The sequence below is a fragment of the Flagellimonas meridianipacifica genome, assembly GCF_003001695.1.
Taxonomy (GTDB): Bacteria; Bacteroidota; Bacteroidia; order Flavobacteriales; family Flavobacteriaceae; genus Flagellimonas; species Flagellimonas meridianipacifica.
Genome location: NZ_PVYX01000002.1, coordinates 1,300,564 through 1,325,220, shown reverse-complemented (window position 1 = coordinate 1,325,220; position 24,657 = coordinate 1,300,564). Strand labels below are relative to the sequence as shown.

General features: G+C 40.0%; 22 protein-coding genes. 7 read left to right on the top strand and 15 right to left on the bottom strand.

Annotated elements, in window-relative coordinates; translation table 11 throughout:
* Positions 1 to 8 precede the first annotated feature (8 nt).
* A complete protein-coding gene (locus CLV81_RS16115) occupies positions 9 to 551 on the top strand; it encodes a DinB family protein (protein ID WP_106146332.1) in 543 nt (180 codons plus the stop codon).
* Positions 552 to 755: 204 nt separating this feature from the next.
* Here the strand turns inward: CLV81_RS16115 and fabD are convergent, their stop codons facing one another.
* The gene (gene fabD, locus CLV81_RS16110) at positions 756 to 1,634 is read right to left on the bottom strand and encodes an ACP S-malonyltransferase (protein WP_106146330.1); all 879 of its coding nucleotides are present in this window, start codon (positions 1,632 to 1,634) and stop codon (positions 756 to 758) included.
* Between the two features lie 256 nt (positions 1,635 to 1,890).
* Here fabD and CLV81_RS16105 point away from each other — a divergent pair, with 256 nt between their 5' ends.
* Entirely contained in the window at positions 1,891 to 2,433 is a 543-nt protein-coding gene (locus CLV81_RS16105; RefSeq protein WP_106146327.1) for a DinB family protein, read from the top strand.
* 23 nt (positions 2,434 to 2,456) lie between these two features.
* On the opposite strand, the gene CLV81_RS16100 is transcribed toward CLV81_RS16105, so the two are convergent.
* From CLV81_RS16100 to CLV81_RS20470, 4 genes are read right to left on the bottom strand one after another with little or no spacing between them, the layout of a single operon-like run.
* Positions 2,457 to 2,900: a hypothetical protein gene (locus CLV81_RS16100; RefSeq protein WP_146129919.1), complete on the bottom strand. Its 444-nt coding sequence runs from the start codon at positions 2,898 to 2,900 to the stop codon at positions 2,457 to 2,459.
* A gap of 4 nt (positions 2,901 to 2,904) precedes the next feature.
* The gene (locus tag CLV81_RS16095) at positions 2,905 to 3,501 is read right to left on the bottom strand and encodes a hypothetical protein (protein WP_146129918.1); all 597 of its coding nucleotides are present in this window, start codon (positions 3,499 to 3,501) and stop codon (positions 2,905 to 2,907) included.
* Positions 3,502 to 3,526: 25 nt separating this feature from the next.
* Entirely contained in the window at positions 3,527 to 4,051 is a 525-nt protein-coding gene (locus CLV81_RS16090) for a GNAT family N-acetyltransferase (RefSeq protein WP_106146322.1), read from the bottom strand.
* Positions 4,029 to 4,271, bottom strand: a complete 243-nt coding sequence (locus CLV81_RS20470) for a hypothetical protein (protein ID WP_146129917.1) — start codon at positions 4,269 to 4,271, stop codon at positions 4,029 to 4,031. Before CLV81_RS20470 ends, CLV81_RS16090 begins: the two co-directional genes overlap by 23 nt.
* A 92-nt stretch (positions 4,272 to 4,363) precedes the next feature.
* Between CLV81_RS20470 and CLV81_RS16085 the strand changes: the two genes are divergently transcribed.
* Positions 4,364 to 4,738, top strand: a complete 375-nt coding sequence (locus CLV81_RS16085) for a winged helix-turn-helix transcriptional regulator (protein ID WP_106147652.1) — start codon at positions 4,364 to 4,366, stop codon at positions 4,736 to 4,738.
* Positions 4,739 to 4,795: 57 nt separating this feature from the next.
* Here the strand turns inward: CLV81_RS16085 and CLV81_RS16080 are convergent, their stop codons facing one another.
* The 10 genes from CLV81_RS16080 to CLV81_RS16035 all read right to left on the bottom strand — a co-directional run bounded on the left by CLV81_RS16080 (position 4,796) and on the right by CLV81_RS16035 (position 17,095).
* Positions 4,796 to 5,692 (bottom strand): hypothetical protein, encoded by an 897-nt coding sequence (locus CLV81_RS16080; protein ID WP_106146320.1) that lies wholly within the window; start codon positions 5,690 to 5,692, stop codon positions 4,796 to 4,798.
* 48 nt (positions 5,693 to 5,740) lie between these two features.
* Entirely contained in the window at positions 5,741 to 6,298 is a 558-nt protein-coding gene (locus CLV81_RS16075) for a DUF427 domain-containing protein (protein ID WP_106146319.1), read from the bottom strand.
* Positions 6,299 to 6,390: 92 nt separating this feature from the next.
* Entirely contained in the window at positions 6,391 to 7,674 is a 1,284-nt protein-coding gene (locus CLV81_RS16070) for an FAD-dependent oxidoreductase (protein ID WP_106146317.1), read from the bottom strand.
* A gap of 243 nt (positions 7,675 to 7,917) precedes the next feature.
* Entirely contained in the window at positions 7,918 to 8,562 is a 645-nt protein-coding gene (locus tag CLV81_RS16065) for a hypothetical protein (RefSeq protein WP_106146316.1), read from the bottom strand.
* 273 nt (positions 8,563 to 8,835) lie between these two features.
* Positions 8,836 to 8,994 carry a hypothetical protein gene (locus CLV81_RS20605; RefSeq protein WP_158259137.1) on the bottom strand — a complete coding sequence of 53 codons (159 nt, stop codon included), beginning with the start codon at positions 8,992 to 8,994 and terminating at the stop codon, positions 8,836 to 8,838.
* 10 nt (positions 8,995 to 9,004) lie between these two features.
* Positions 9,005 to 10,342, bottom strand: coding sequence for a TolC family protein (locus tag CLV81_RS16055; protein ID WP_106146313.1), 1,338 nt, complete (start codon positions 10,340 to 10,342; stop codon positions 9,005 to 9,007).
* 13 nt (positions 10,343 to 10,355) lie between these two features.
* On the bottom strand, positions 10,356 to 13,499 hold the full coding sequence (locus CLV81_RS16050; protein ID WP_106146311.1) for an efflux RND transporter permease subunit: 3,144 nt from the start codon (positions 13,497 to 13,499) through the stop codon (positions 10,356 to 10,358).
* A 1-nt stretch (position 13,500) separates the two neighbouring features.
* On the bottom strand, positions 13,501 to 15,789 hold the full coding sequence (locus CLV81_RS16045; protein WP_106146309.1) for an adenylate/guanylate cyclase domain-containing protein: 2,289 nt from the start codon (positions 15,787 to 15,789) through the stop codon (positions 13,501 to 13,503).
* The gene (locus CLV81_RS16040) at positions 15,790 to 16,455 is read right to left on the bottom strand and encodes a DUF2461 domain-containing protein (protein WP_106146307.1); all 666 of its coding nucleotides are present in this window, start codon (positions 16,453 to 16,455) and stop codon (positions 15,790 to 15,792) included. It abuts the gene before it with no gap.
* 37 nt (positions 16,456 to 16,492) lie between these two features.
* On the bottom strand, positions 16,493 to 17,095 hold the full coding sequence (locus CLV81_RS16035) for a TetR/AcrR family transcriptional regulator (protein ID WP_106146305.1): 603 nt from the start codon (positions 17,093 to 17,095) through the stop codon (positions 16,493 to 16,495).
* A 287-nt stretch (positions 17,096 to 17,382) separates the two neighbouring features.
* Between CLV81_RS16035 and CLV81_RS16030 the strand changes: the two genes are divergently transcribed.
* The 4 genes from CLV81_RS16030 to CLV81_RS16015 all read left to right on the top strand — a co-directional run bounded on the left by CLV81_RS16030 (position 17,383) and on the right by CLV81_RS16015 (position 24,562).
* On the top strand, positions 17,383 to 18,609 hold the full coding sequence (locus tag CLV81_RS16030) for an efflux RND transporter periplasmic adaptor subunit (RefSeq protein WP_106146303.1): 1,227 nt from the start codon (positions 17,383 to 17,385) through the stop codon (positions 18,607 to 18,609).
* A 132-nt stretch (positions 18,610 to 18,741) separates the two neighbouring features.
* Positions 18,742 to 21,924 (top strand): efflux RND transporter permease subunit, encoded by a 3,183-nt coding sequence (locus tag CLV81_RS16025; RefSeq protein ID WP_106146301.1) that lies wholly within the window; start codon positions 18,742 to 18,744, stop codon positions 21,922 to 21,924.
* An 88-nt stretch (positions 21,925 to 22,012) separates the two neighbouring features.
* Entirely contained in the window at positions 22,013 to 23,485 is a 1,473-nt protein-coding gene (locus CLV81_RS16020; RefSeq protein ID WP_245912065.1) for a TolC family protein, read from the top strand.
* A gap of 171 nt (positions 23,486 to 23,656) precedes the next feature.
* A complete protein-coding gene (locus tag CLV81_RS16015) occupies positions 23,657 to 24,562 on the top strand; it encodes a helix-turn-helix domain-containing protein (RefSeq protein WP_106146297.1) in 906 nt (301 codons plus the stop codon).
* Positions 24,563 to 24,657 lie beyond the last annotated feature (95 nt).

The window sequence follows — 24,657 nt, the reverse complement described above, 5'->3', positions numbered from 1 at the left end:
TGGAATAAATGGAAGAAAACAATTGGAAAACACAGTTGAGTACCGTTTCCAAAAAAGTGAACGAGCATTTCGGAAAATTAGAAGAACGTGACCTCAATTGGCGACCAGAATCTGGAGTCTGGAGCATTGCGCAAAACTTGCAACACCTTATCATTACAAATGAGTCGTATTTTCCAGTTTTTAAAGCAATCCAAAACGGAACCCATAAAACTCCTGCTCTGGGAAAGATTGGCTTTTTTGTTTCTTTTTGTGGAAAGATGATTTTAAAGGCTGTGGAGCCAGAACGAAAGAAACCGATGAATACCTTTCCCGTATGGCAGCCCAAAAAGGAGGTTTTTGACCAAGGAATTGTGGAAAGATTTGTGAATCACCAAACCGCGCTCATTGCTGAGGTCGGAAAAATGAATCCTTTCCTAAATGATAAATTAGTAATTGCCTCTCCTGCCAACAAGAACATTGTGTACACCTTGGAAATCGCTTTGGACATCATTGTCTCTCATGAAAAACGACATTTGAATCAAGCTTTGGATTTGCTAAATCACTTTGATTGAAATTCAAATAGTCTTGAGATTTTGCTGTTTCACAAATGAGGTCTCTTCTAATATGTTGCTTACTACCAAAGGAAATGAAGTAAAACACCCTTGGTCATGAAGAACGCTATTCATACTTACGCTACAGTTAGCATGAAGCCGGGAAGCCTCAAGCAAAATGTGTCAAATCGCTTTTTAAGAGTATTGGGTAATTTAATTAGTAGTCTACACTAGGGTGTTACAAGTTCTTATTTTTTTGTTGATTTGGTTTACCAGGCCGCTTAAAAACTTACCTGGACCTATTTCAACAAATTCCGTAGCACCGTCTTCTATCATATGAAGAATGGTGTGCCGCCACATTACTGGCGAGGTTAGTTGATTGATAAGATTCCTCTTTATATCTGAAACATCGTACACAGGGCGTCCTGCTATATTTTGGTATACCGGACGCAACGGTTTTTTGAAATGTGTTTTTTCAATAGCTTTAGTAAATTCATTTACCACGGGCTCCATAAAAGGTGAATGAAATGCTCCATTGACTGTTAACTTAACAACTCGTTCAGCGCCATACTTTAATTTTTTACCTGCCTCTTCCAATGCTTTCATTTCACCTGAAATCACCACTTGATTAAGCGTGTTATAGTTTGCTGGTACGACAATCCCATCTACTTGTTTGCAGATGTTTTTTACGATAACGTCATGTAGCCCTACTACTACCATCATGCCAGTATCCTTGATATTACATACGGATTGCATTGCAGATGCTCGAGTACTAATAAGTTTTAGAGCAGATTCAAAATCAATGGATGACACAGCCGCCAATGCCGATATTTCTCCTAATGAATGACCCGCCACCATATCTGGTTGAAAGTTATCCCCAAGAACTTTTGATTGGATGTATGAATGCAAAAAAATAGCGGGTTGTGCAAACTTTGTCTGTTTCAAATCTGCGGCAGATCCATCAAACATCACTTCAGTAATTGAAAAACCTAAAAGTTCATTGGCATGTTTAAAGTACGTTCGGGCCAGAGAAGAACTGTCAAACAACTCCTTCCCCATACCTGGAAATTGGGTTCCTTGTCCTGGAAATAAATAAGCTCGCATAGGTTCTAATAATCACCACAATATTGGCAAATCCATTCAATATCAATAATATACTCGACGAAGAACTGATAAAAATGTTGTAAAGAAAGCTCTACTGCGAAACAGAATTGCAATTCATTTCAATCTTCGAGTTAAAAAAAGATTTTTCAGTTTATCATGGAAATAAAGAATAAGGTACTAGTACCAAAATCAGACCCATTAATCTATTAAATCGATAAGAAATTCCGGTTATTTAGTACTGTAAACTTACTTCATCATGAAACATCCGTTGCACATTCTGATAGTTTTGGTTTTCTACTTACTTGGAGCATCTCTTACAGCTCAGGAGAGTGATGTTATCAAAGAGTATTTGGAAAGATTCGAAAACTCTAAGAAATATCTTCTCGAAGTTGCAAATGCCATGCCTGAGGAAAAATATGACTATAGACCCGCTCGCGAGTCACTGAGTTTTGCCGAAAATCTGATGCATATTGGGTATGCTATGGATTGGCATACTCAGTCCTTATTGGGAGGAAGAGAATCTAGAAATTGGAATACAGACACAAGGTACAAAGTGGCCGATAAATCCAAAGAAGAAATAATAAATGTGGTAAAAGAGACATTTCAAGAAACCATCGACTTCATAAAAGAATTTGACATTACGCAATTTGATGAAGAGCTGGATTATTTTGGTTTCAATCGTACAAAGCGACAGATATTTCTTTTACTTACGGACCATATAGCACACCATAGAGGGCAAATTACAGTCTATCTAAGACTGAATGGACAGGTCCCGCCCAGATACGTCCTTTTTCAATGACTCTGTGGAAAAATTGGGTTTTACTACTCTTCGTTAAAAAGATTCTTTTGCTGAATGACATCCACACGTGCAATCTTTCCGGTACTATTAAAGGTAAAAATCTCAACAACGGAACTACCTTCTTTTCGTTCGGGGGTAAGCCAAACAATATCATGCATTATCAGTCTGTTGTCAATTTCAGCTAAATGTTGAATTTCATTTCTAACATTAGGGTGATTTAAAAGGTGGGTTTTGCGGTTGTTGAACAACGCTTCTTTACCATCAACCCTTAAAACAAAGCTCCCATCTTCCTCGTACATGTAAACCTTCACGTTCTCGCTAAAATTCTCCACATATTGTGCAGCATCTTTCTTGTTCACGGCATCCACAATACTTTTTGCTCTATCTTTTTTAGATACCTTTTGAGAAATTGCCAGCATCGGCACCAAGATTCCAACAAGTATCAATACGACATTTAATCTTCTCATATAGTTAATGGATTATGATTTCAGTAACTCTTACCGAATCAGGTATTCTTGAATGGTCCAACTCATACTCTAAATTATAGTAATCCAAGCGATACATATGCTTTTTATGGAAGACGTGAACCCTAGATTCCATTTCTGAACCGTGCACCTTAGGTAAAGGAAACAAATCCTTGATTTCTCCAAAAGTAGTACCTACCCTGACCCCTTCATTTGTAGCCCCTCGCCTATCCCAAATATGAATAGTTTCAATCAAATCCTCACCTGATACATATCCAAGTGTGTCTTTTTTATAAAACATATAATGTACTTGAAATTCGCCTTCACCGGTTTTTAGTGTTCCCGAATGGAGTTCATAGTCTTTTATTGGTTTTCCAATTTCAATGCCATAGTAGCTCTGTTCCTCTATAGGTGGCATAAAATCCATATCATCTTCAACGATTTCTTCTTCTATTTCCTCAAAAATGACATTTTCCTCATTAAGTGTATGGTTTGGAACAGTATCGTTGGAAACGGTTGAATTACTTTTCTCCTTCGTGGTGTTCTTAGATTGACAAGAGATTGCTAGGGCTAGAAGTAATATAAAAAAACAGACTTTTCTCATTCTTTGACCTTTATAGGTGCAAGGTTTATCCATGGTTTAAACGTTTAGACATTATCATGAAATCAAAGGTTTGGGTTCCTATCGTAAATTGGTGATTCCCTACATTTTTAAAAGCATTTTTCTCATAAAAACGGATTGCGCGTTGATTGCCTTGCCATACAGAAAGCCATATATCTTTAGCCCCAGACCTTACCGCTGTTGCAAAAACTTGATCTTGCAAATGCCTTCCAATCTTTAAAGATAAGAAGTCTTTGAGCACATAAATTTTTTGAAGTTGCGAAATGTTGGTTGAGCGTATGAAATTTGAAGGTGATCTGAGTTTTAATTTCGCGTAGCCTACCGGAAGCCGGTCCACAAAAGCAATCCAATACACGTTGTTCTCTTTCTCAAGACTGTTTTCAATCTTTTCTATTGAGAATGTGGCACTCAAATACGTTTTCAATTCATCATGGCTATGAAATAAGTGGCCAAAGGCCTCGTTAAATGTTGTCCGTCCTAACATGGCAATAAGAGTAGCATCGCCTTTTTTAGCCTGCCGTATCTGTTCCATACCTTTTGATTTTCATTTGATGTAAGCGGTATGCATGCAATAGAACCGCTATGGAACACCCTGCTATAATAGGTGTCGCATGAATTAAGATTCCGTATAGTATATAAATGCCATTGGCTACAAGAGAAATAACCCGCAACCGCTGTTCGCATTTGGCAGACATGGAGTAGAGATTAAGTACCAAGGCAAAATAGCCAACAAAATCTGATATAAAATCCATAATATCTTAAACTATACTTTTTACAGTATGAATGTATTTTGAATATCTTTGCTACGCAATAGCTGTCATTGTTGACAGGTCAAAAAGATATAATGATTGTCGAGGGAAAACAAAAAGCTTATAAAGTAGGTGAGTTAATTTTTCATTGCGGTACAAATGCAACCTTACACTTCATTGGGGGTAAATGGAAAAGTGTTATTATCTGGTATCTGAGAAATGGGGAAATGCGGTTTTCTCAACTAAAAAAAATTATGCCAGATATCACGGAAAAAATGTTGAGCCTTCAATTGAAAGCATTGGAAACTGATGGTATTTTAAATCGTAAGGTATTTGGCACCAAGCCCCCTCTCAAGGTAGAATACTCATTAACCGCTTTTGGGGAAAGCTTTGTCCCTGTGATTCAAAAAATAACCGATTGGGGCATTGCCTACGCAGAATCCAAAGGAAAGCTTATTGATATTGATTAAATAGCAATAGGCCATTCCTCAACTCTTACAATAATCTTTTATCCTTGACTTTTCAACCTAATTCAATGATTGTTCCCTTAAATCAGCACTACATTGTAAGGAATTTTGCCCTGATCTTGCAAACTTATCCGTTATCAAAAGTTTGGCATCATCATTTTCAAGATACCAACGATTTTCAGGGATTTGGTCCAAGATTATGGGAACGTCCGTGATTGGAATATTGTTCACTGTCGTTTGATTCTCGAATCCGTCTTCAAAGATGATTTTGAATTCTCCTGACATCAATTGTATTCCCATTTCAATATCGTCAAAATAAACATCCCAACCTTCAGGATTATCTGGTGCAAACTCTGTACCCCTGAGTGCAAATGTGTATGCAGTTAATGAGGCTTCTGTGAATGGTGCATAATTTGGATATTCCAATGCATTGCCTTCAATGGATAGGGTTTTATCCACTTGGTCTCCTTCCAATCGAACAGAGACAAATTCCAATGCATCAAAGTCCGCTGTAATCGTCATTTTATACCACATGTTGGGTCGAAGGTCAACTCCAAAATCCTGAACAATCCAATTATCGGTACCCGTTGGAGTTCCTTCCAAATTCTCTGGATATCCTATTGGGAACCATAGCCTACCCGTTCTATCAAAACCAGCAAGGGCCATCCAATCAGCACCTTCAAATCGGACAGGATTCTGCAAACCTTCAAGAAGTTCAACATCCAAACCAAAAATGATATCCTCTGCTAGGTTTTCCTCAAAGTAAAAATAACCACTGATGTAGGCCAAAGAGGGAATTTGAAAGAAGTTTTGAGCTTCTACATCAGAGTACGAAAATGCCACGGGAGCGCTCACAATGGCATTAAGTAGTTCTTCCGTTGAGTTAGTGTCGCCATTATCTTTATCGTCACTACAAGAGAGAAATACAAGAAGAAGTAGTACAAGCAATCTTTTCATACACTAAGAACGATTTTTTTTGTGTACTCGTATACATCGCCAAAGGTATTACCAATGACCCGTACCAGGTTCTCCCTTAAAAGGGCCAACCAGGTCTGGGGTAATCCATCCAGCATAAAATCTTCCGGGTTGTGGTTCAACCTGCACCCCATCAATTCTACAGTCCAAAAAATGTGGATAAAAGGCCAAATGGTTTCGTAACTTTTCAAATTCTATAAATGGATTCTTGTAGGACCATGCAACGGGCTTATCTGTATCGCCATTTAACGCCCAATAGGTAGCACTGCCTTTCCATTCGCATAAAGAAGTCTTTTTCGGTATTATGACTACTTTCGACATGTCTACATCTTGTTCAGGAATATAGTATGTGGGGGGACTGGCCGTTTCAAGAACCGCAAGTGCCCTTTTGGAATCGGCTAATATGACACCTTGATGACCGATGGTAACATGTTTGGCTACATCTTCAATAATCGGTGGACGTGGGAAGTCCCATACGGACCGTTGCCCCTTTTTGGGTACTACTGCAAAAGGAGGCCTTTTATCTCCCTTGTAACCCCAATGTTCACGGGCCTTCTTTAACCATTCTTGCTCTTTGTTTTTATTCATCTTATAAATGCTTGTAACGGTTTTATCTCATTGCCTCAATGTTAAGAAGCTATAGTTAACTTAAAACGAAGTAGCTATGACAGCGATTCAATTCAGATATACTCAGAGGTAAATTGGGCCAAATCTTGGCTTTCTTCCAACAAGTTAATCACTCCCATAGCTGCCAACTCACCAGATTGCATCGCCCCATTTAGCGAACCATTTAGAAGGGTATCCCCAGCTAGAAACACTCTGGAAGTTAATCTGGTTTCCTCTGGACTAATCATGTTTTGGACATTTCTGATATCCGGTAATGCCATTTTTATGGAGTAATTCCTTAGAAATTTAACTTTGGTCAATTCCAAATACATGTTCAATTCCTGCGTTACCTTTTTAATAAGGTCATCAGTAGTTAGCTTATGCTTTTTGACAACAGTTACCGAAAGAATATGATTCGGGTTATTCCATTCAAACAAATCATTTAATGAGAATACACTATTGATAATTGCTTCTTCATTGGCGAACAGTTCAATAACCTTGAACCTGGAATCCTGCTTTTCAACTTCGAAATAGAGAGTGTCACAACCCTTCCATAATATTTCTTGACCTCTTAGGTTGGAAACAAGGGCATTGGCATCTGTTGCTATAATGGTCAAATCACTTTTCATGGTTTCACCGTTTTTAAGGGAAATATGTCCATCTGCAACCTGGGCAACCTCAGTATTGAAAATGAATTCCGTGTTCTTAAGCTTTGCCTTTAACTGGTTTGGAATTGCCCCAATACCATCCTTTGGAATCGCTGCGTATCCCTCACCAAACATTTTATAGATAAACTCAAACATCCTACTTGAGGTGGACAACTCGTTTTCCAAGAAAATACCGCTAAAAAAGGGCAGGAAAAATAGCTTTATCATTTCTTCGCTGAAACCACAGCTTTTCAAATATTCCATTGTGGTGGTTTCTTCACTATCAAAAATCTCCTCTATCGTCTTTTTTCTAAGCTTTTTTTGAAGTTTTACTATTTTGATTTTATCACCAAGTGAGCCTATTTTGCTCAATAAGGTGGGAATAACGAAAGTAAACTTCCGCAGTGGGTCACCGATGGTCATCTTTTTTTTATCCGTAACAATGGAAGCGCCAGGGTCAAAATAGAAAAGTTGTAACTCCTTTAAATCAAGATATTTCTTGACCATAGGATAACCTGTTAGCAATACTTGAAATCCATGATCCAATGGAATCTGATTCAAGACATCAGTCTTAACCCTACCCCCGACCCTATCGGTAGATTCAATTATAATGGGGTGATATCCTTTTTGCTCTAGAACGGTTGCAGCTATCAAACCACTTACACCCGCTCCCACAATGTGAATTTTATATTTTGATTTTAAAACGCCCATAAACTACTCTTTTCGAATTCGGTGGCACTTTTCATTTATAAATTCATTTCAATAAAATGCCGCCCATAGTGTAGCACAAAATGTACTTTTTCTATGTTTTACAAAATTACCGTATAAATAGGTTTGTTTAATTTGATTAAGTTAAAAATTAAACAAAACTTCAAATTGGATAGAAGTTCTTGGTACAGTTAGCTCTGAAAATTAATGGATTTCAACCGTTTTTACCCAAGGCAAAACTCTGACCTATTTGTCGATTCTATATTTATTATACTTGTTGATAAGCCTTTCTGCGGCTTGAATCATTATAGGTTCCGCTCTGCTGTGAAGACTAAGTGCTCCCTCCTTCTCAAATACAGAATTTTCTTGGGTATCCTTTCCAAAAGCTCTTGAAGACGAAATAATCATACCTGTTTTCAAATCATAAATTTGAATTGAAACACTAGAGCTATTACTCGTGGTATAGCTTGAATTCGGGTCATTGAATGAAAGACTGCCCGCTCCTTCCGAAATAACAGTACCCGTCAAGTTTATTAAATAATCACAATTGGAATCTTGGTGCAATTGCAAAAGTTCCGCTTGCGAAGGCTCCATTTTTATCTCAGGACCAACCAAAGATGTATTTCTTAGAGAGGTCATATCAATCAAGGAATCTCCTAAAATTTTTTTGAATTGTTCAAATGATTCATTGTAAAGCTTTTTATCATATCTAAAAGTAGAATTGGATTTTGTCTGATTCAATATCCATTTGCCCTTGCTAAAATCCAGCTTTTTACCAGTATCAAATTGATAGGTATACTTTCCCCCTACACAGGATAAGTTGAACGCAACCATTGAGAAAAAAACCAGTCTTAAAGCGTCTTTTATTCCTTTAGATACTATGTTTTTCATTGTATGAATTGTCTCAATTTAGAAATACCCAATTATTCTAATTTTGATTTCAAATGAAAGTACAGGTTAAATATGTCGTGATGCCCAACACATTTTTGAGAACAAGTAATCCTGTATTCGACCTGGTAAAATACTGAAGACGTACCCCAAAATTAATGAGTCAAATACAATTTTACTTCTATTATTCCTGAAATGGTTAAGTGCACAAAACACGTGCCACGGTTCTTCATCAAGTTAAGGTTATTTTTTGGGTGGGTGTCAGAACAGCAGTCCCTATTTTGCTTTCTTGATTACAGATAGCTCTTCAAAAGCTTTCTCTTTGTTTTTTGACGAAAGACTCATTAAAGTTTCTATTTCCATTGGAGATTCCCCACTTCCAATACCTCCGACACTAAAGAGCCCACCCATGTTCATATGCTTTTTCTTTTTCATAAAATTAAGTTTATATTTTTCCAATAAGGTTTCTTAAACTAATGTGTGCAATCATCAAATCTGCTTGAAGTTCCACAACACTGATTTGTGCATTCAACAAGGCCGTTTGAGCATCTCGAACATCTAGGTTTGTTGCTTTTCCATTTTTGAATCGTTCCTCCGTACGTTCGTAGGCTTCCTGAAACGTATCCAAATTGAGACGTTCTCGTTCCAGTTGGTCCTCGATGATAGTAATGCGGTTCACTTGGGTCACGGCATCGGTAACCAGTCTATCCTCGAGTTGTTCCTTCTCCAATTGAATACTTTCTTTTTCCAATTTGGCCACCTTGATAGCAGATTTATTTTGCCCCCCATTAAAGAGATTCATTGTGATACGTCCGCCAACAGTATACCCTACATTGGTGATTTCCGCCAACTGTTGCACGTCATTCTCTTGGTAGAAATAGCCATAGTTGGCAAATACGCCAATACGGGGTAAGGAGCCTGAACGTGCCAACCCGATTTGGTTTTCTGAAATGCTTACCCCCTCTTGGGCTAGCAACAAATTGGGGTTGTTCGCTCGAACTGCTTGTTTCACCTCTTCTAAAGAAGAAATTTGCATGGAGTTGTATACCGCAGAGACCCAGTATCTTCTTTCTGCTTCGTATCCAATCAAGAAATTTAAGTCCCGCTTTAAGGTGTTCTTTGCCAACAGTACATTGTCCAAAGATGTTCTGTCCCGATTCAGGTCGGTCTCGGCATTCAAAACGTCCAATCCTGTAGCTTTACCGAACGATTTTTTATCCTGTATTCGGGTAATCCGTTCTTGGGTGATTTCCAGTGTTTCCCTTAAAAGCTCCTCCCTGCGTTGCAGTTTGGCAATTTCAAGAAACAGTCGCGATACGGACAGGACGGTCTCATTTATAGTTGCACGTTGCTGCAAACTGGCCACTTGTTTTTCGTTTTGGAGAAGTCGGTAGCGATACCTCCCACTAAAACCAGCGAATACCGTATAATCCAGCTGAGCAACACCTTGAAGCGTGGTAGAAGCCACCCCATCTTCATCAAAACTAACGACAGGTGGATTGGGCTGAAAGGTACGTATCGTCAAATCGGTTGAATTGTTGGTATAATTTGCATCACCAATTAGACTAAGCGTTGGCAACAAGCCTGCATTTCCGATACTGTTGCGTTCGTCTGAGATTTCCACCCTTTTTTGTTCAATCTTGAGGGCTTGGTTGTTTTCTAGGGCCAAGGCAATGGCTTGCTCCAGCGTTAAGGTTTCTTGCGGTTTATCTTGAGCTGAAAGGGTTGACCCGTTTATGAGGGCAAACGTCACAAACAGCCGTATATAAAATTGAAGTTTCATTTCTGTTTTTAGATTATGATAATAGTCTACGTTCTTCTACCAATTCGATATCAATGCTTGTTGCTGTGGCATGTTTCCTCCGTCTTAAGATCCTATGATAAAAAACCTTGATACAGTTAATCGCCGTCAACATGGATGGTAGGAAAATCAAGGTGAGTACGGTACCAAATATTAACCCGTAGGCAATAGCGATAGCAGTAGGCTTCAAGAATTGCGCACTCACGGAATTATTCAAAAGCAAAGGCGCCAATCCAAAAACCGTCGTAATGGTCGTCAAAACAATAGGCCGAAAACGAGAGATTGCTGCTTCCTTCAGCGCTTCTTTTGCGTCTTTACCGGTTTTGATAAGGTCATTGTACGTTGATAATAGGACCAACCCATTATTGATTAAAATTCCCCAAAGGGCAATCATTCCCAAAATGGAGAAAATGCTAACAGGCACATTATGAATGAACGACCCCCAGGCGACGCCTACAAAGGCGAAAGGCAACATGGATAGAATGGCTAGTGTTTTACCAAAAGAACGGTAGTTGAAGAGCACTATCGCAATTATCAAAATAAAGACAATGGTTGAGGGCCCTTGACTGCTATCTTGGGTTTCCTTGCTCAATCGTGCTTCCCCTTCCAAGGTGTAGCGTAGGTTTGGAAACTTTTGCTTGATGTCTTTTAAGACCGTTGCCTCTGCTTCTCCAAGAACGGCGGGAACAGAAGTCATTAGGCTAGCCACATCTGCTTCAACGCGAACCTCACGAATACCACTCTGATGGTTGATTTCCCGAACACCCTCTTTTTCATGAAAAGTGGCGATTTCCCCAATGGGGTAAGAAGCGCCTGATGGCGTAATAAAGCGGGCATTTTGCAACTGCTCAATTCGTTTCCGGTCGGTTTCATCATAACGTAGCCATACTTTGACCTCTTCATCTCCCCGCTGCAAACTTTGGGCTTCCAATCCAAAAAATCCTTTCCGAATTTGATCGAATACCTGCCCTTCGGATAATCCTAAAAATCGGGCTTTGGCAGTGAGTTTCATTTCAAGCTCTGGCATTCCAAGCTTGTCGGTATCAGTTACGTCCTTAAGGTCATCTCGCTGTTCCAAATAGGTTCGCAACATCTTTTTAGCCTCGCGAACCTCTTCAAAATTGGTTCCCAATAGCGCAATGGAAACAGGTTTTCCGAAGACAGCAATACTTCCATAGGAAAGATTGGTAGCTTCTGGAATAGGTCCAACTTCTTGCCGTATGGCATTAGCAATTTCAAAGCTGAGGATACCCCTTCGGTCGCCTTCCATCATGTAGATATTGACCAGTCCTTCATCTGTATTGGGTCCTAGTATCCGTTCCGTGTAATTGATGATGTTTTCACCATCCTCTCTTTTGGCCTTATACACTTCGTTTACTTTCCAAATGGCCTCTTCAATTTGAATCAAGCGCTGATTGGTCAGGTTTTCATCCGTTCCAAGAGGTAATTCCAATTTCGCGGTAATGACATCTTGGTCAATCGTTGGGAAAAAGGTTCCTTTTATCAAACCTGAGCCCATGGCGCCAACCGTCAAAATCATAAACACGATGACCAAGGCAATCCCTACAACGGGTCTCTTCACAAAAAATCGTATCCCTTTGAAATAGATTTTATCCCGAAACCACAACAACGAATTGTTGGTGGCTTGCGTAATTTTCCAGGGTTTATCCTCTTTGGTCAATGCCTTGGAACGTGCAATGTGAATGGGTAAGATGAAAATGGTTTCCATGAGGGCGATAAACAAGGTTGCGCACACCACAAAGGAAATATCAGAGAAATAATCCCCTAACTGGCCATCCAAAAAGAAGAACAATGAAAAGGCCAAAGCGGTGGTCGCCAAAGATGCCATTATCGCTGGTACCACCTCAAGGGTACCCTTTACTGCTGCTTGCAAGGGGCTTAGGCCATCTGTATACTTCTGATAAATGTTCTCGGCAACTACTACCCCGTCATCCACGATGACACCGAGAACCACGATCATCCCGAATAAGGAAACTTGATTGATGGTCAGGTCATAGAAATTGGAAAGAATAAACATCCCTAAAAGCGCTACTGGAATTTTGAAGGCAACCCAAAACGCAACTCTTGGATTTAGGAATAGCCCTAGTATAATCAATACTAACAAAATACCTTGCCATGCATTGTTTTGTAGGGTACCAATGGCGTCATTCAAGGAGATGCTCTTGTCCTCAATAATCTCAGCTTGAATGCCTTCATGACTTGCGTTGAACCTCGCCAGGTATTCATTTACGTATTCTGCATTCTCCAAAATATCCTCTTGGGCTCTTGAAAAAACCTTGAGGGTTACAGCTTTTTTTCCGTTGATGTAAATGCGGTCGGGTTTATCGGCAAAACGGTCTTTTACTTCAGCAACATCCTGTAGTCTTATGATTTTACCATCGGCGGTTGTCTTAATCACGATATTACGCAAACCTTGAGCGGTGTAGGAACGATTGTCCAAACGCAACAGAATGTTTTCACTACCTGTTTTCAGTTTTCCTCCTGATGCTTTGATGTTTTCCCTTTGGATGGCCGCACTTACTTCATCAAAGGCAATGTTGTAGGTTCTCAAATCACTTTCTCGAAAGCTGACTTCGATTTCTTCTTCAGGATAGCCCGAAAGAATAATTTGAGATAGTTCCGGTGAGAACAACAATTCATCTTTTATGTTTTTGGCATAATCTTTTAGTTCTCGAACACTTTCATTCCCAGTAACGGCAATGGTCATGGTGTAGTTCAGAATTTCTTCTTTAAAAATAGTTGGACTTTCAACCGCCTTTGGAAAGGTGGTAATACGGTCCACCGCATTGGTTACGTCCTGCAACACTTCGTTAGGATTCGCATCATCTAAAATCTCCACTTTGACATTGGCGAAGCTTTCTTCCGAAGTGGATGTAACCCGACGCACACCTTTCAGGCCATCAATATTATCTTCAATTTTATTGACCACGTCGGTTTCTAGTTCTTCTGGAGATGCGCCACGGTATACCACATTTACATTGATAAAACTCTCGGGTTCAGGCGGTAAAAAATTGGAACGCATGTTTGCGACCGTTATCAATCCCAGAACGATAATCAATCCAACAAAAATGTCGGTTATCTTGGGTTTCTGAATGAGATAAGTAATGAGCTTTTTCATCTTACTCGAGAATTTTTAAACCTGATACAGGATTTTGGAATGAATTCAGTATGAGTTGTGTGTTGTCGTCCAATCCGCTCACTACCGCTTCAGTCACTTCAGAATTCATGATTTCAACAGCTTCCTTGCGAATTACGCCTTCTTTTAATAAGTGAACCGTATTATCCCGGTTTATGGCTGTTACCGGAATTTTAACCGCATTTTCAAAGGTGTTATGGCGAACCTTGCCTTCTAGATACATACCACTCCGCAAGTTTTTATGGGAAACTTGAAGGAATACAGGAATATTCTGGGTATTGGGGTCAACAATATTGTTGATACGTATGATTTTGGCCGCAAAGGATTCATTCAAGCTCTTGTTATAGAGTTCGATGTTCTGTCCTATTTTGAGTTGCTTTGCCAGTTCAAGGGTTACAGCGGCTTCCACTTCATAATCTTTATCACTAATAAAAGTGCCCAGAGTTTGACCAGGACTTACCAATCCACCATTGTCCACCATTGCGGAAGATAACGAACCGGAATACGGTGCCGTTAGCGTAAACTTTCTCAGTCGTTCTTCTTGAGCTTTAATGTTGAAATAAGTATTGTAGACTTGCTGGGATGTAAGGAAGTATTTCTCAGAGTTGGACTTCGTCTTTGGAAGCACAGGCAACGGAAGACCAGATTGATAGTTGTTGATATAAGTCAACCAATTTTGATAATTTTCCGGATAATCCGCTTTAAGGTCTGGCATCATTCCGGTAAGGATATTGAGGAAAGCACTCTTCTGTGATTCAAGGTTTAACGCAAATTCTTGACTGTCAATTCGAAGAAGCACTTCTCCTTTTCTATAGGCAGAACCAGACTTGAATGGTCTTTTGGATAGAAGTACGCGACCAGTTACTTCTGCTACCAGCTGGGTGGTGTACTTGGGAATAACCCGCCCAGTTATGGGAAGATAACTCGTTACTGTCCCATTTTTGATGGTCTGAAGTTCCAGGTCAGATTTTCGAATAACTTGCACTGCACTTTCCGAGGCTTCAGCCACCGTTGGACTGTTCACTTGACTGTCAACACTTTGTTCTTCCCTGCCTCCACAGGCAATTAGGAGCATACCCAACAAGGCACACATCACTACGTTTTTAATGGTTTTCATAGCTTTAAAATTGAATTTTGAAAAGTGACTGTTAGTCACTCTGGGTTCTAAAAAAAGATTTTTTTTTGATTTTGAAACATATTCTGTATTGTCCCTTTCGGTAACGATATAAGCGTTAACACTTTTTTCTTTTCCCTTAAGATTACTATAGTTCATAGGTTTTAAATTGAATGCTTTGGTAATAGTCTCTTTATTGACGACTGCGTTTTCCGATATGATAAAATCCGTATAGTACTTATGACACTGTGACAACAAACGAGCGGTAGTGTTCAGTACATCGCCATGATACACCAAATGTTTTACTTCATGTCCTATTTCGCTTTGAACCACGGGACCGGTATGCACTGCGCACTTGAATCTAGGTTGAAAACCATACGCCTCAATGAAATCTTGTTTCCTTTCATGTAGATAGGCTTTAAAATCAAAGAAGAGGTGCAAAGCCTTCATATCTGCATTTGGAGAGCCTTCGTTCCAAGTGATGACGGCTTCATCACCCACATATTGATAGATCTCAAAAGAAGTAAAGGCCACCAACTCGTTGAGTAATCGAAAACAATCTCGAAGGAGATTGGCATATTTCTCACTTCCTAGCCTTTCCGCGATGGTGGTAGCATCATTCAAATCGATGAACATAAAGCCTTTTCGAGTTAAATGAGGTTTCATGATTTTACCCATCGATTGGGACAACAAGCGTTGTATGCTACCTGAACGACGTTCCAGATTGGAGATAAAAAACATCAATACGCTTACCAAACTGAAGTAAAAAACCAACGAAACGAAGTAAGGGTCGTATAAGCTTTCATAAACCCGTTTAACAATATCAAAGGCTCCATGTATGTAAAAGTGAAGCGCGAAGAACCCGGAACAGGCCAAGACAAAAATGGATATCGATAGTAAAATCAACCAAAGAAAGCGGATTGCGTTCGAATATCCCCAAGATAGCATCCGGTCCCCAAGGTCCTTGTACGTAATACTAGCAACTGAAATCACAAGCAACGCACCATTGGTAAGCCCCATGAACTCATAAAACCCAAGACCTTTGGTTATGGCATGTGCTTCAGCATCAATACCCGTTAGCAGTACTAAAATGAAGTACATGTTCGTTGCGGCGAAGGCGATGAGAGAAAGAATGGTATGGCTAATTATATATTTCATCTAAGGCACCGATATGGCTTTTTCCAAATAATCGTTCAAAGGTTTTAAGGTGAGATATGCTTCTTCCACAAAGTCTACAAAATGGTTGCTGACTACCATTTCCTCAGTAAGTTCAACCTGTGCTGTTATATTGTTGTATTGCAACAAGTCAATATGTTCATGTTCTTTGGAATACCCTTTTGGGGCGCTTTTGAGTTTTTTGGAATCTTTGGCAAGACCTCCAAACATCTTTTGAAATTTCTTGTCATTGATGATGTCATTTAAAACCTCCCCATCATAATCAATGGCCTCCCGGACCTGATTTAAAACAGGTTTTTCCGGTGCCCATAGACCTCCCTCAAGGAAGGACCAACTTAACCCAGCTGTAATATGGATATGTGCTATGGGGTTGGTCTTTACGTTGGGTGAACATGCAAAATAATCCTTGTATACGGGCTTATCCGGATGAAACATCCTATTATTATTGATACGCATTATAGTTTGTTTCGGTTGAAACTGCGAAAAAAAGGAGTTGTGCTTGGAAAGTCGCTCCAAAATCAGTTCTATTTCTTTCAACCATAGATTTTTCGCCTTTTGATAACGACCCTTATTGGCGTCCATCCATTCCTTTGAATTGTTGTTCTTCAGGTCTCGGAGAAAGCTGTAGATGTATTTTTTGTCTTCCATATTTATAATGACTATCAGTCACTTTTAATTAAAAAAATTAGGTTCGCATACCGTCTATCAACACGTTTACATAGGATTCGAACAACTCTCGTTGTTCTATCTTCTCGCTATCTTTTAGAAAAGCTTTCTTTGCATCAAGGAATTGCATCACACCCATACAACTTCCCCAACAGAAATAATTTGATATTAGCGGATTCACAGTTGGCTTGATAAAACCTTCATCAATCTGTCTTTGAATATGTTCCGTAAAAAAGGTTTGTAATAGATGACTAATGCTCAAATAAGATTCCGCGGTAGTACTGAAATCAGGTCTTTCCATATGAACCAATAACTCGAAATATCGCGGATAATCCTGCTCATAATGGTAAACGGACATCAAAATATTCCTGGTCTGCTCAATTCCCTTGGGAGTATTTCTTTCACTAAGTTTGAAATAATTCAGAAGTTGATTGAGTGCCTTGGTACTTACTTCAGCCAATAAATCATCCTTGCTTTCAAAGTACTTGTAGACTGTCCCTTTTGCAATTCCTAGGTGTTCAACCACTTTATCCACGGTAAAATCAATCACGCCAACTTCAAGCAATACAGAATCGGCTGCATTGATAATTTGCTTTTGTTTGGATGTAAGTATTGTATTCATAATGACTATTAGTCACGCAAATATAGATAAAAAATTATTTGTTTAATCATTTGGATGATAAAATAAACAAAAAGTTGTGTCGAAGATTCAAATCATACCACTTTGACTTATAAAACCAGGGCCAACTGGAATCCCCTACTCCTTATAAATAAGAGGAAGTAAGTCATTAAATAACCCAATATTAAATTTTGGTCATTTACGCTTTGATTTTGGTTAACCTTATGGTCTACTTCACAAATACATTTGTACTGTAAAATTTATACAACACACAATTTAAATACAGTACTATGAAAACTATTCATCTAAAAACAGCAAAATTTCACGCAAAGGTGTACGTGATCTTTGCCATGATGCTTGGCGTAATGGCAATACTTATCTTTTCAGCATTTGAAAAGGAAGAAGAAAAAGAAATAGCCCAGAACCAACCTCAAGGATTACCGGTAGAAGTATCTAATCCCGTATTCGAAAAGATAACCGAATGGGATGAGTACACTGGTCGTTTTGAGGCCAGTAACCGTGTTGAGGTTCGTGCCAGGGTCAGTGGTTACATTCAGAATGTAAGTTTTAAGGATGGCCAGGCAGTAAACAAAGGAGATGTACTTTTTACTATTGACCAAAGACCTTTTAAAATTGCACTCAACCAAGCTAGAGCCAGTTATGGTCAGGCGCAGGCAAGATTGACCATTGCTCAGGATAATTACAATCGTGTGCAGTCATTGAGAGAATCCGGTGCCGTCTCTGCAGAGGAATACGATAGCCGCAAACAAGCTCTTGCCGGTGCAAAAGCTTCGCTACAATTGGCCCAAGCTTCCGTAGATAATGCAAAATTGAACCTTGAGTTCACTAAAGTGAAAGCTCCTATTTCTGGACGTGTGAGCCGTGATATGGTCAATGAAGGAAACTTGATTGACGGAGGTTCCTCCAACTCTACCCTACTAACAACCATAGTTTCTACTAGTCCTATTCATTTTTACTTTAGAGGCAGCGAATCCGATTACTTGAAGTACTCTCGTTTGGCACAAAATGGAGAAAGAGGTTCTTCCCGTTCTACTGCAAATCCCGTCTTTTTGAAACTTCAAGATGAAGATGAATATGTTCATGAGGCCGTAATGGACTTTGTTGATAATGAAATTGACAGAAGCACAGGTACCATTGAAGGTAGAGCTACCTTGGAAAACAAGGATGGTCTAATAGAACCAGGTATGTTCGGTAAAGCCAGATTGCTAGGTAGTGCTGAGCATGAAGCAATACTTATCCCTGATGAAATCATCGGAACGAATCAATCTGTTCGTTTTGTCTATGTAGTTGGCGAGGATAATACGGTTGCTGTGAAAAATATAGAACTTGGTCCTTTACATACCAATGGGATGCGAATCGTGAGAAACGGACTAACCCCCGAAGACGTCCTTATAACCAACAACATCCAGAAAATTAGACCTGGTGTTGCCGTAAGTCCTATCCAAAAATCCCTAACCGAAACTAAGGAAGCCCTTGCAGTAGCATCGGCAGAATAAGCATATATCCAAAACATATTGTATTCCGGTATTGCTCTCACCACCTGTAAAGAGTGGGTCAATGAGGGCAACAGGGATACTACTGCCCTAAGGAAAGCCCTCAGGACAGTCCAACACTAAAAAATAGAAATCATGAAATTCAGTCACATTTTTATCAAAAGACCCATTTTCGCAGCAGTGCTCAGCATCTTGATTGTAATTGTGGGAGGATTGGCATACGTTTCCTTGCCAGTATCACAATTTCCAGACGTAGCGCCACCAACCGTTCAGGTAGTGGCCACATATCCTGGTGCTAACGCAAAAACACTCTCTGAGACTGTTGCCACTCCTCTAGAACAGGAAATCAACGGTGTAGAGGGAATGATTTACATGACCTCCCAATCTTCAGCAGATGGAGTGGTTACCCTTCAAGTAGCCTTCGAGCTGGGAACCGATTTAGACCGTGCACAGGTTCAGGTGCAGAATAGAGTCGCCATAGCGGAACCTCGATTGCCAGAATCGGTGCGCAGGTTGGGTATTACTACGAACAAAGTATCTCCAGATATCTTATTGGTCGTTAATATGTACTCCCCCAATAAAACCTATGACCAGACTTACATTGGCAACTACGCTACTTTGCAAATGATAGACCAAATCGCCCGTATCAAAGGTGTTGGTGACATACAAATTTTCGGTGCAGCGGAATATGCCATGCGCATCTGGTTAGATCCTGATAGAATTGCCAATTTAGATATGACTGCAGGGGAAGTAGTAGCCGCACTTCGCGCGCAGAACGTGCAAATTGCAAGTGGAACCTTGAACACACTGCCTTCCGGAAGTCAATCCGCATTTGAAATTAATATTCAAACCCAAGGAAAACTGGTTACCCAAGAACAGTTTGAAAACATTATCATCAAGGCTGAGGAAAATGGTCGTATCGTCCAATTGAAGGATGTAGGTCGAGTGGAACTAGGCGCTCAAAATTATGCCACTAAAGGTTATTTGGGTAAAGACCCCGCTATTGCGATGCCGATTTACCAACAACCAGGCGGAAATGCTCTTGAAACTGCCGCCGCCATTCAAGCTAAAGTATCGGAGCTTGCTCAAAATTTTCCTGAGGACTTGGAATATAAAATCGCTTACAATCCTACAGAATTTGTACAAAAATCAGTAGATGAGGTGTATCGTACCATTTTCGAAGCTGTTTTACTTGTTGTATTTGTAATTCTGCTTTTCTTGCAATCATGGCGGGCCGCCATTATTCCCATCTTGGCTATTCCCGTTTCCTTAATAGGAACCTTTGCGGTAATGCAGGGAATAGGGTTTTCCTTAAACAACCTTACCCTTTTTGGACTTGTATTGGCCATCGGTATTGTTGTGGATGATGCCATTGTGGTTGTGGAAAATATGGAACGCTATTTAGCCAAAGGGCTTTCACCAAAAGAGGCCGCAAGAAAAACAATGACTGAGGTTACCGGAGCTTTGGTTGCCGCTAGTTTGGTGCTAGTTGCGGTATTCCTTCCAACTACTTTTATGGATGGAATATCCGGAGAATTCTATAAGCAATTTGGAGTTACCATTGCAGTTTCTACTGTAATTTCCTTGTTCGTTTCGTTGACCTTGAGTCCAGCTTTGGCCGCCTTATTGATGCGACATGAGTCTCATGATGAGAATAAAAAAACACCTTTTTTGTTACGCCCTTTTAAATTTTTAGGTGACAGCTTTAACCGATTCATGGACGGACTTTCCATTCGATATGGAAAAGCTGTTAGCAAATTGGTCAGAACTGGGTACATGGTAATGTTAGTCTATGGAGGACTCATTGCATTGACAGGATTTGAGTTCAACAAAGTACCCAGCGGATTTGTACCTGCTATGGACCAACAGTATTTTATTACTGCTATCCAATTACCGCCAGGGTCCTCTTTGAGCAGAACCGATGAGGTAGTAAAAGATGCCATAGACACTTTATTGGAAGTTGACGGCGTTGCCAATACCGTATCCTTCACCGGATTCGATGGGGCATCCTTTACCAATGCTTCAAATGCTGCTGCGATTTTCGTTACCCTTGAAGATTTTGATGTAAGAACCGAAAAAGGAATTGGTTACCAAGACCTATTGGGAACACTTAGAGCAAAAATGGCAGAAGTGGATGATGCCTTTGTTGTAGTTATTCCTCCTCCCTCTGTTCGTGGTATTGGTAACGCTGGTGGATTTAGGATGATGGTTCAAGACAGAGCCAACCTTGGAACTGATGCTTTATTGAACGCCACCTACCAACTGGCCACCGCCGCTAATCAAGACCCTAAGCTTAATAGCGTATTTACCTTCTTCAACAACCAAACGCCACAATTGTATTTGGACATTGACCGAGTAAAAGCAGAACAATTAGGTATCGATGTGGCTGAAGTCTTCCAATCCTTGGAAGTATATCTAGGCTCGGCTTTCGTAAATGAATTCAACTATTTGGGAAGAACCTATCAAGTCACTGCCCAAGCCGATGCTCCAAACAGATTAACACCTGATGATATTTCGAGAATAAAAGTGCGAAACCAAAATGGGGATATGGTGCCACTAGGAACCATCAGTACCCAAAAAGATATCGCTGGACCCAACAGGATTCCAAGATTCAACCTTTACCCATCCGCATCATTGGTCGGAGATATTGCTCCAGGATATAGCACCGGACAAGCTTTGGATAGAATGGAAGAATTGGCTGCCGAGATTTTACCTCAAGGTATTTCCTTTGAGTGGACCGAAATGGCCTACCAACAAAAACAAACAGGAAATACAGCCGGAATCGCTTTCCTACTCGCCGTAGTGTTTGTTTTCTTGCTTTTAGCAGCACAATTTGAAAGTTTGGTTCTTCCATTGGCCGTCATCTTCATCGTTCCGATGGTGCTACTATCAGCAATGGTAGGAATAGACCTTGCCGGATTGGATAACAACATTATGGTTCAGATTGGGTTGGTCGTCCTAGTCGGTCTCGCAAGTAAAAACGCCATCTTGATTGTGGAGTTTGCCAAGCAATTGGAAGACCAAGGAAAAGACCTAAGAACAGCTGTTATCGAGGCTTCCAAGCTACGCTTACGTCCTATTTTGATGACCGCCATGGCATTTATCTTAGGAGTCGTGCCTTTAGCTATAGCAACTGGTGCAGGTGCAGAACTTAGAAATGCCTTAGGTATCGCCGTTTTCAGTGGAATGCTTGGCGTGACCCTATTCGGAATCTTCTTGACTCCTGTCTTCTATTACCTCGGTAGAAAATGGACCACCAAAACTAAAAAGGTGGATGTAAAAGATGCAAATCATCATCAAATTCAATCAGCACTCTAACATATTAGATTTTGGTCAAAAGAGGGGTGTTTTTGGTTAACTGAAAGCACCCAATCTGACCGAAATTTGAACAAATAAAAACATAGAAATGATGAAAAATCTAACACTAATAACAGTATTGTCCCTCATATTGGTTTCCTGTGGGGTTGCCAAAAGGGACTTCGAAGTCAACTCAAAAATTGATGTTGACAAAAATTACCTAGAAAATGTAACTGACCATTCTTCTTTTGAAGAAGCTCAAAGTCAAGTAGTCACTGAATGGTGGTCAGAATTTAATGACCCAGTTTTGGATACTTTAATCGAAAAAGCCAGAAAGCATAACTTAGACATTAACGCGGCCATCGCCAATTTCTATGCTTCCCGTGCAGCATTAAAAAGTACAAAATTGGACAGAATACCTACGGTAACGGCTAATGGGGATGTTACAAGAACCCGTTTGGGAGAAAATATTTTTGTTCCAGGGGCCAATCCGACCTTCACCACTTATAATTCGAATTTTGACGCCTTTTGGGAAACAGATGTTTTTGGCAGGGTATCCAACCGAATTAAAGGTGCTTACGCCAACCAGCAATCCGCTCTTGCCGATATGCAGGGTGTTTATGTCAGCATCTTTGCAGAAGTCGCCCGAAACTATATGGAATTCCGCGGAGCACAGTATCAGTTGGATATCGCCCAACGAAACCTAAATGGTCAACAAGCAACCTATGATTTAACAGTTCGCTTAAAGGATGCTGGAACCAGCAACAGTTTGGATGTTTCACGTGCCTTAGCTCAGTTGGAAAACACACGTGCGACTATCCCCCCACTAAAAGCGAGAATTCAAGCGCTCAAAAACAGCTTGAGTGTTTTGATTGGGGAAGTACCTGGAAATCTAGATGAGACCGTTGTGAACAAAAAACCACTTCCAAGTTTACCCGTTTCAGTTGGTGTGGGAAATGTAACCGAATTATTGAGAAGGCGTCCCGATGTGAGACAAGCGGAAGCTCAATTACAACAACAGATTGCACGTTATAACCTGTCCGTAGCAGAGCTGTATCCTAACATTCAATTTGGAGGTTCCATTGGGTTTTCAGCCGTAGATTTCTCCAATTTTGGAAGCAATGAATCCTTTACTTGGAGCATTTTCCCCAATATTAGTTGGGCGGCCTTTAATTTGGGAAGAGTTAAACAACAAATCAATCAGAATGATGCCTTGACATTAGCGGCCCTACAACAATACGAAAAGACCGTTTTGGAAGCTTTGGAAGAAATTAGTACGGCAATGACCAATTATACCAACGAACTGGAACGCAGGGAAACCTTGCGTAAATCATCAGTTGCAAGCGCAGAAGCCGCTGGAATTGCTAAAAAGCGATTCAATGCAGGATTGGATAGTTTTATTGACTATCTAAGCGCCGATAACACCTTGTTACAAGCAGAAAACCAATTAGCCATTAGCGAAATTGCTTCTGCCACATCGTTAATCGCTATTTACAAAGCTTTGGGTGGTGGATGGGAAATTATTGCTGAAGAAGAAATTGACAATCAATTTAACACAATGAAACTACAAGAATCCAAATAACAACACATAGGTTGAGACCCAAGTCTAGCTTGGGGTCAATTCAACTAGCCAAACTGAATACAGTTAAAGCTTTTTCAGTTTAGCGTTTTATTGATTTTAGTGTTGGATAGAACGGCGATTTCTCTACATGAGGGTCGCTGTTTTTTGTTCTAAATGTAATACCTTTCTATAGTGAAAATAGATGGTATCCATACGTTGGCCACAATTCAGGAGTACTTTGACTTCATCAATTTTAAATGCCCTGTATTTGATGGTTTTGCTATAGGAAGATTGGAAGATTCCGCCAAGGTAATTCCTCAAAGGATGCCGCCCTATCGCAAACGGTTTTACAAAATCATGCTCATCCTCAGCGGTGGGATTGAGATGCGCAACAACCAAGATAATGCGCATCTGGAAACCAACACATTGTTTTTTTCTGGTGATGGCCATATTCAGTCCTGGGAAAGTATAGCGCCTATGAGTGGTTATGTCATCTATTTTACCTCGGACTTCTATTCAGTAGTCCATAAAAAGAACAAATTACATTCTGACTTTCCCTTTTTTACCCATAATGCTTCCATGAGTATAAAGATAACCCCGGAAGAAAGTCAACATCTGCAACAAACCTGCGAAAACATCATCTCTTTATCCAAGCAAACTTTGTCCAACAAGGAAGATATCTTTCGCTCTTACTTGAACATTGTACTGCTGGAATCCAAGAATTTATATGAAGAAAAGTTAGGTACAAGTTCGGTTGTTCAGGATTCGGATAAGCGTATTCTCAATAGCTACAATCAATTGATTGAGCAGCAATATGGTACTGACAAAGAGAATGTACTAAAGTCTGTCAGAGAGTTTGCTGAAAGTCTGGCCATCCATCCTACCCATCTGAATTATGTGGTCAAAAGTCTTACGGGGAATACAGCTTTGCAACTAGTTCATAATAGAAGACTACAAGAGGCAAAATCCCTGCTGCTACAAACCTCTAAAACCGTAAGCGAGATTGCCTATGACCTTCACTTTGACAATCCTACCCATTTTGTTCGCTTCGTAAAGAAGAAAACAGGCAAAACACCTCTTCAATTGCGCACCGCTTAAAATTGGTCATTCTTTATTACTTTTTGGTTTTATCCAACACTGTTTTCGAAACTACTTTTGAACTATAGATTAATAGTAATCAAAAATCGTAAAGT

Excerpts from the sequence above, each read along its gene's own strand:
- CLV81_RS16020 (WP_245912065.1), top strand. The coding sequence starts at position 22,013 with ATGATGAAAAATCTAACACTAATAACAGTATTGTCCCTCATATTGGTT.
- CLV81_RS16055 (WP_106146313.1), bottom strand. The coding sequence starts at position 10,342 with ATGAAACTTCAATTTTATATACGGCTGTTTGTGACGTTTGCCCTCATA.
- CLV81_RS16100 (WP_146129919.1), bottom strand. The coding sequence starts at position 2,900 with ATGAGAAGATTAAATGTCGTATTGATACTTGTTGGAATCTTGGTGCCG.
- CLV81_RS16030 (WP_106146303.1), top strand. The coding sequence starts at position 17,383 with ATGAAAACTATTCATCTAAAAACAGCAAAATTTCACGCAAAGGTGTAC.
- CLV81_RS16070 (WP_106146317.1), bottom strand. The coding sequence starts at position 7,674 with ATGGGCGTTTTAAAATCAAAATATAAAATTCACATTGTGGGAGCGGGT.
- CLV81_RS16085 (WP_106147652.1), top strand. The coding sequence starts at position 4,364 with ATGATTGTCGAGGGAAAACAAAAAGCTTATAAAGTAGGTGAGTTAATT.
- CLV81_RS16115 (WP_106146332.1), top strand. The coding sequence starts at position 9 with ATGGAAGAAAACAATTGGAAAACACAGTTGAGTACCGTTTCCAAAAAA.
- CLV81_RS16045 (WP_106146309.1), bottom strand. The coding sequence starts at position 15,789 with ATGAAATATATAATTAGCCATACCATTCTTTCTCTCATCGCCTTCGCC.
- CLV81_RS16090 (WP_106146322.1), bottom strand. The coding sequence starts at position 4,051 with ATGGAACAGATACGGCAGGCTAAAAAAGGCGATGCTACTCTTATTGCC.
- CLV81_RS16080 (WP_106146320.1), bottom strand. The coding sequence starts at position 5,692 with ATGAAAAGATTGCTTGTACTACTTCTTCTTGTATTTCTCTCTTGTAGT.
- CLV81_RS16035 (WP_106146305.1), bottom strand. The coding sequence starts at position 17,095 with ATGAATACAATACTTACATCCAAACAAAAGCAAATTATCAATGCAGCC.
- CLV81_RS16095 (WP_146129918.1), bottom strand. The coding sequence starts at position 3,501 with ATGAGAAAAGTCTGTTTTTTTATATTACTTCTAGCCCTAGCAATCTCT.
- CLV81_RS16075 (WP_106146319.1), bottom strand. The coding sequence starts at position 6,298 with ATGAATAAAAACAAAGAGCAAGAATGGTTAAAGAAGGCCCGTGAACAT.
- CLV81_RS16065 (WP_106146316.1), bottom strand. The coding sequence starts at position 8,562 with ATGAAAAACATAGTATCTAAAGGAATAAAAGACGCTTTAAGACTGGTT.
- CLV81_RS16105 (WP_106146327.1), top strand. The coding sequence starts at position 1,891 with ATGAAACATCCGTTGCACATTCTGATAGTTTTGGTTTTCTACTTACTT.
- fabD (WP_106146330.1), bottom strand. The coding sequence starts at position 1,634 with ATGCGAGCTTATTTATTTCCAGGACAAGGAACCCAATTTCCAGGTATG.
- CLV81_RS20605 (WP_158259137.1), bottom strand. The coding sequence starts at position 8,994 with ATGAAAAAGAAAAAGCATATGAACATGGGTGGGCTCTTTAGTGTCGGA.
- CLV81_RS20470 (WP_146129917.1), bottom strand. The coding sequence starts at position 4,271 with ATGGATTTTATATCAGATTTTGTTGGCTATTTTGCCTTGGTACTTAAT.
- CLV81_RS16050 (WP_106146311.1), bottom strand. The coding sequence starts at position 13,499 with ATGAAAAAGCTCATTACTTATCTCATTCAGAAACCCAAGATAACCGAC.
- CLV81_RS16040 (WP_106146307.1), bottom strand. The coding sequence starts at position 16,455 with ATGGAAGACAAAAAATACATCTACAGCTTTCTCCGAGACCTGAAGAAC.
- CLV81_RS16025 (WP_106146301.1), top strand. The coding sequence starts at position 18,742 with ATGAAATTCAGTCACATTTTTATCAAAAGACCCATTTTCGCAGCAGTG.